A 6,000-nucleotide genomic window follows, 5' to 3' on the forward strand; every position below is an offset into this window, starting at 1 on the left:
AATGGAGAAAAACCATGATGCCCGTATCAAACCTCAACCTGCTAAAACACCCCTGCGAACGGTTCAGATGGTGCTGTCAGACGAATTCGAACCAGTCTCAGTGTGCTGCGGGAACCGCGAACCTATCCGGAACAAAGTTGACGCCACTCGGCGAGAGCGGCGGTGCGTGTCAGCTTGAAGGTATCTCTGCTGCTTAGCGATCTTTGCTGGTTGAAGTGGTTGTAGACGGAAGAGTGGACGGAGGCGAATTTCTGTAAACTTCGCATGCGCCTGAAACGTTGCAATGCGCGTTCGCGTCGTCGAAACGGCAGGTGCGAATTCTCGACGCGGTTGTTGAGCCACCTGCCCGTCTGTTGTTTTTCGAGCGCGCCCATTTCTCTGAGCGCAGCCTTGTAGGAAGCGAAGCGATCTGTGACGATCTCTTCGGCGCAACCGTGCCGCTTTATCAATTTCTTGAGGAATTTCAGTGCTGCAGCTTTGATTCGGCGTTTGGTGACAACGGCTTCCAGCACCTCGCCTTCATGATCAACAGCCCGCCAAAGATAATGCCGCTTGCCATTCACCTTTACGAAAACCTCGTCCACGTGCCACTTCCATTTGGAGAACGCGCGTAGCTGCTGAACACGCTTCCGCCTGATCTCAGCAGCAAACATAGGGCCAAACCTGTTCCACCAATATCGGACAGTTTCGTGGCTCAAGACGATGCCTCGCTCGTGCAACAGATCTTCGACGTTCCGAAGCGAGAGCGGGAAACGGACGTACAGCATCACCGCTAAGCGGATGATCTCGGGACTGGTTTTGAAGTACTTAAAAGAGGCAGGTCTGGTCATCCCTAAACGCTACGCAACCGCCGTGCCCCGCTCAAGCAAAGTTAATCTGACAAGACCAATCAAAGGTCCGCGTAAGGCGTTATGCCAATCAATCTCGTCGTCTGAGATTCCTGAATCTTGCCGTTCAACCCTGCTCATTCTGGTTGGGTCTATTCGCTTTGCAAACAGCGAACGGAGCGACCCTTTGACTTTTTCGCACAAGGCGTACGCACTTTTGACTCCTGAGACCGGGACTTCACGATGTGATACAAAATCACGAGTATAGGCGTACTTCATGGATCTCTCCTTTATTGGTCATGCACCTACTCTCTTAGAAAGCTTGGCATCCCACAAACGCCGTTTCTTGACATTTGTTGTTCCAAAAAGTCACAATCGATCATGCCAAGAAACTTACCTCCCCTAAATCCGCTGCGTGCCTTCGAGGCAGCTGGGAGGTTGGGTAGCTTTACCCGTGCAGCGGAGGAATTGAACGTATCTCACTCCGCAATTTCCCGTCACATACGCGGGTTGGAAAAGCGGCTGAACGTGCATCTTTTCCGGACGCAAAAATCTGGTGTTGCCCTCACCAAACAAGGGCAAATCTACTTGGGGCAGATCACACCCGCTCTTGACCAAATTGCCATCGCAACTGACGCTCTGACGTCTGCACCAAAGGGTGTTGTTACCATGACAACAGAGAGCGCCGTCGCGCAAAAATGGCTCGTACCACGGCTACCACGACTGAAAGCCGCGCATCCGGAGATAGACTTACGTCTTTCAATCACAACAGAGGTCATGAATATTGAGGCGCACGATTTCGATCTGGGCCTAAGATATCTGCGCATCCACCCAGACGAAGGGTACGACCTGTTGTTCCCATCTCTGGTAAGAGCTTTTGCCGCGCCAAACTTTGCGCCAATTATAGGTTCTGAGACCGACCTTAAAGTTCTGGCTACGGGCCCATTGATTGAAGAGGCAACATTCCGTCTTTGGCCAGAATGGTTCTCGAAATCTGGTTTGAAAGAAGTTCCTACTCTTGATCTGCCTCATCCATTAGGAGCACTCCTGTCAATCCAATCGGCAGTGGCGGGCCTGGGTGCGGTTCTGATGGACAAGCACCTTTGTCAAACAGAAGTTGAGACGGGTGCATTGGTAAGCCTTAATGGCATAGAGATTCCCTTTGGCGGATATTACCTCGCCACCAACCAGCGCGCAGGACGGCGGCGAGCCGTCCGTGTTGTACGAAAATGGCTGCAGCAGGAGGCGCTATCTCTTGAAGAGGTGGCTACTGCTTAATTTTGCTATGCGCAGTAAGAAATCTCTGCCACTCTGACGACGGACACTCGGTCACCGCGTAGGCAAAAGCAACGCAACCGCCCTGCCCCGCTCAACCAAAGTTCATCTGACAAGACCGTCGAAAACGCATCTCAGAGGCCAAATTAGCCGCTTGGGCTGAGCGTGAGCGGCTGATAGCTTTGGCGCGGGAAGTGGAATTTGCGTTAGTTTGAGGCACCACCACCTTTCACATGCGTTCTAAATCCCTTTGATGATGAGTGAACGCAATTCGGCACTCGGCGTTCCGCATTTTTCAATGCCTTCATTTATTTCCGACAGGCCAATAACTCTTGCTCAAGTTTGTAATTCTGCCGATTTAGCCAAGTCTTCTGGAAGCAAATCCGGTTTCAGTTCATCATCATAATAGCTCTCCACGGCCCATGCCGAAATGTCACACACGCCTACAAGACGGCGGAGAGGGGCTGGAATCGACCCCCTCGCCAGCCCCTCTCTCACTACCGCTCACAAACTCGCGTTTGCGTGGCGGCAGCGTTCCATCTGCTCGTTGGCACCTTCGAGAGCATAGTTTTTGTGTGGCAATGTCTAAAACGGCAACGCTCAATCCAACTCGGGCTCTAACGCAACAAGCACTTAAAAATTGACACGTTCAGTTCAGACAGTGAGTCGCAACTGCGGACGAACGCGCGCTTCGATGTCATTGACCGTCAGAATTCCAGATATACACCGAGAACACGCGCGGTTCTGGAATACCAAAGCGATAGACAACATTTCAGAAACTAGTTGCTCTAATCAGGAACGATGCGGGCAATCGAAACTGCCCGCCAAATGTTCCATATCCTAGTCGTGTTACCGCCCTTCGAACCTATCAAGCGCCGAAGGATAGTTTCTGTCGTTGCGCGAGCCGCCGTTTGTGCTCTTTGACGAACTGGTGCCGCCTGAGAAACTCCCGGCATTTGTCGTATCGGCACCGTTGCCCCAGCCGTTATCACCCTTCTTGGTTTCAGACGGTGGTTCTGGGTCATCAGGTACGTCCTCTGCGTAGACAGGTGCGGAGAAAGCCATGGTTGCGGCTAAAAAGCTGATGATAGTAAGTTTGGATTTTGGCATAATATTCCCCCAAAAAAAGTTGGATAATCGCATGGCCATAATTGAGGCCAGCAAAACCAGTTTACCTGAGCGAGATTGAACCAATTGGGAATGCGTCGTTCACGTAACGTTAACTTTCTCCAACGCCCCCTAAAGTTGCGGAGCACTGATTTAAGGCCCTATGCAATCGACACCGTTTATTGGGTTTAGCGATTTTAGCTTGGGGATAGTTCCAATTCCGAGTTTTGGACACCGGTTGATACCGGTGGATATCGGCCCTGATAGTACAGGCGGAAGCAGGTTAGATTGGATTGCCCTATCCAAATTTAGGGCTGGCAACAAAACATCGCGAACCGAAGGATTGTTAACTGAATGTTAACGGCGTGTTTTCCTAGTATTAAACTGGATTGTTGCAACTTGACCCAGTCGCTTGTTCAAAGACACGGCGACATACCTCTGACGTGTTGGGATGAGAGATTGGATGTTAAATTGCTTATTGAATGCCTCAGTTGCTTTGACAGCAATATTCCTTGGTTTCATTTTGGCCGCTGCCCTCGCCTGAAAGCTAGAGCACTGCGAAACCGGCCAGAAAATACCTCAACCCCTAACTCTCAATGTAACGACCGCGGCAAATCCTGCCCGGTTTAGCTCGGTGGGGCTGGCACTACCCCCCGGCCAGCCCCGCCAATCAGACAATGACGTGATTGCGCGAAAAAGCCGAGTGGTGCAGCTTGCATCGGCAATAGTCTCGGTCCGACGGCTTTGGAACAAGCTGCTCCAAATGCTCCTAAGTATCCCCTTCGCAGCGATGTTTATGTGTTGTCAAAAAATTGCGGCTGACTTTGAAGCGTGATTGTTGGCCATTTGAACTTGTACAGCTTGGTATTTGATAATTCAAAAAAACACATCTTCCATAAACCCTGTGAATTCGTACTCTGCGGGCACTTCATTGGGTAAGTCTTCGATGCCAAAGGCAGTTGAACGCAGCGACTGAAATTTTGCTTCGCTAACCGTGACCTCTAGCGCGTAGCCTTCGTCTACACCCCACCTCTCCGCGCTTGTAGATGAGATGTACAAGTTTTCTCCAACATATTCCGGATCCGCTTCATCGATATTGCCGAAAAGAAATTCATCGCTAGACATAACTCATTACCTTTCACTGATTGGCCCTCAGAGAAAACTTGGACCGGTGAAATCACACGTTCAAAACCCAGATTGAACGCTAAGTTGTTAATGCAGCGAGGCTGGTTGATTCTTGGACATATGTCAGTGATGCCGGTCACAGGTTTTGTATTTGCCCCCTAAAATTGGGCCACTACTTTGGCCGAGAAGGGGGGATATTAGTTCGCTTACCCAGTCATTGTTGTCTGGTCAGGCGAAACCAATTTTAGGACGTAAATTGAATTGTCATGGAACTCATGACTGACGTTTTAAAATAGCCTCTGTCCGTTATCCATCGCAATCACTCGAATCCGAATTGTTGCTGATACACTCGATCTCAGGGTTTCAGCCAGTTTAATGTGGCACCATGCCAAAGGTAACGACAACAACGGACGATCTTGCAACACAGATCATTGCTGCGTTTGACGGCCTTGATCCACCTGCTGATGATGAACTACTTCACCCCGAATGTCTGGATGACGTGGATATTCTTGAATTCTACGGCGGGGTCAAATGGCATGAGATGACCGATCAAATGATCGTTTACGGTTACGCTGCCCCCACGGCTTTCAGCCCCAAGGCCTTTCAGTACTACTTGCCTGCGTATCTGATTTGGACTCTGCGAAATTCGGACAGTCCGGAATATGCCAATGAAAGCATCCTACTTGCACTCGACCCCGGCACATCGAAAGAAATGCTGCACGAGTTCAGGAAGTCCAAGTTCAACCAACTGACGCCTGCGCAGAACGAGGCCGTGTTGAGATTTTTGTACTTTTTCTGCGACCATCCTGATCTCGGCGAAATTGCGGAAGCCGCTTTGGTTAATTACTGGATTGAATAAGGCGTGTGGTCACCGGTTCGATGATTTTTACGTATTTGATGTGGCTCTTCGCAGCGCTTTTTGTCCTAACCGGTTTCCCGCCATTCGCAACATTTGCGAAACCAAGGCTGATACAAATTCACCATTGCGCAACCAAATCGGGACTATGATTGAGCTACGCTACTTTTACCAAAACAAGATCGGTAATTCGCGCGCGGTGACCAACTAGGGCTGGTTACCGCGCGTGTGCCATGTGCATCAGTTGTTCGCGGTAAGCGGGTCGATGATTTGGTGAACCTCGGTTATCTTACCCACTGGAATCCCCGACAACTCTGAATGTTTCTGAATCTCGGCTTCGCTTTCAGCCAGATAGATGCAAAATGTCTTGTCTCCGGCAACATAGGAATGTTGCCATTGAATTGACGGGCCGACATCGGCAAGTGCTTTATTTGAAGCACGCGACGCAGCGCAAAGCTCAGTCAACGAAAAATCTCCGATGCCAGGAATGTCCCGTTCGATTACAAATCTCTTCAACATTTCTCAACCTCCGTTTTACCGTGTACAGAGATTGTGGCACCCAAGCTTCAAGATTCCGAACCAAATTTTCTTTGCTGAACTAAAGAAAAACTGGCGTGGTCGCGTAGAAATTTGCGTCATCGAAAGAAAATCTTTATCAATTTACTATGGCGACGCACCTAAAGTCTCTTCAAGCTATCGAAGTAGCTCTTCGAACTGGTTCGCTCAAAGCAGCCGCCAGCGAATTGGGGATCACCCCTGCTGCAGTCGGTCAAAGGATCCGAGCGCTGGAAGATTACCTTGGAACAGACC

General features: G+C 50.0%; 7 protein-coding genes. 3 read left to right on the forward strand and 4 right to left on the reverse strand.

The window, feature by feature from the left end; all coding sequences use genetic code 11:
- Positions 1–122 precede the first annotated feature (122 nt).
- Positions 123–830, reverse strand: coding sequence for an IS6 family transposase (locus tag ACR0LX_RS09725; RefSeq protein ID WP_480783528.1), 708 nt, complete (start codon positions 828–830; stop codon positions 123–125).
- Positions 831–1,208: 378 nt separating this feature from the next.
- Here ACR0LX_RS09725 and ACR0LX_RS09730 point away from each other — a divergent pair, with 378 nt between their 5' ends.
- A complete protein-coding gene (locus ACR0LX_RS09730) occupies positions 1,209–2,105 on the forward strand; it encodes a LysR substrate-binding domain-containing protein (RefSeq protein WP_480783529.1) in 897 nt (298 codons plus the stop codon).
- A gap of 846 nt (positions 2,106–2,951) precedes the next feature.
- Here ACR0LX_RS09730 and ACR0LX_RS09735 read toward each other — a convergent pair.
- Positions 2,952–3,212, reverse strand: coding sequence for a hypothetical protein (locus ACR0LX_RS09735; protein ID WP_480783530.1), 261 nt, complete (start codon positions 3,210–3,212; stop codon positions 2,952–2,954).
- A gap of 873 nt (positions 3,213–4,085) precedes the next feature.
- Positions 4,086–4,334 carry a hypothetical protein gene (locus ACR0LX_RS09740; RefSeq protein ID WP_480783531.1) on the reverse strand — a complete coding sequence of 83 codons (249 nt, stop codon included), beginning with the start codon at positions 4,332–4,334 and terminating at the stop codon, positions 4,086–4,088.
- A 385-nt stretch (positions 4,335–4,719) separates the two neighbouring features.
- On the opposite strand from ACR0LX_RS09740, the gene ACR0LX_RS09745 reads away from it, so the two are divergent.
- Positions 4,720–5,193 (forward strand): DUF6714 family protein, encoded by a 474-nt coding sequence (locus tag ACR0LX_RS09745; protein WP_480783532.1) that lies wholly within the window; start codon positions 4,720–4,722, stop codon positions 5,191–5,193.
- 237 nt (positions 5,194–5,430) lie between these two features.
- On the opposite strand, the gene ACR0LX_RS09750 is transcribed toward ACR0LX_RS09745, so the two are convergent.
- Positions 5,431–5,709, reverse strand: coding sequence for a DUF4242 domain-containing protein (locus ACR0LX_RS09750; protein ID WP_480783533.1), 279 nt, complete (start codon positions 5,707–5,709; stop codon positions 5,431–5,433).
- Between the two features lie 146 nt (positions 5,710–5,855).
- On the opposite strand from ACR0LX_RS09750, the gene ACR0LX_RS09755 reads away from it, so the two are divergent.
- Positions 5,856–6,000, forward strand: a 145-nt coding sequence (locus ACR0LX_RS09755) for a helix-turn-helix domain-containing protein (RefSeq protein ID WP_480783543.1), incomplete at its 3' end; no start/stop codon positions are given.

The sequence above is a fragment of the Ruegeria sp. CH11 genome (genome assembly GCF_056537105.1).

What these genes read in the sequence shown, in the direction of transcription:
- ACR0LX_RS09725 (WP_480783528.1), bottom strand. Translation starts at nt 830, where the DNA reads ATGACCAGACCTGCCTCTTTTAAGTACTTCAAAACCAGTCCCGAGATC.
- ACR0LX_RS09730 (WP_480783529.1), top strand. Translation starts at nt 1,209, where the DNA reads ATGCCAAGAAACTTACCTCCCCTAAATCCGCTGCGTGCCTTCGAGGCA.
- ACR0LX_RS09735 (WP_480783530.1), bottom strand. Translation starts at nt 3,212, where the DNA reads ATGCCAAAATCCAAACTTACTATCATCAGCTTTTTAGCCGCAACCATG.
- ACR0LX_RS09745 (WP_480783532.1), top strand. Translation starts at nt 4,720, where the DNA reads ATGCCAAAGGTAACGACAACAACGGACGATCTTGCAACACAGATCATT.
- ACR0LX_RS09750 (WP_480783533.1), bottom strand. Translation starts at nt 5,709, where the DNA reads ATGTTGAAGAGATTTGTAATCGAACGGGACATTCCTGGCATCGGAGAT.
- ACR0LX_RS09740 (WP_480783531.1), bottom strand. Translation starts at nt 4,334, where the DNA reads ATGTCTAGCGATGAATTTCTTTTCGGCAATATCGATGAAGCGGATCCG.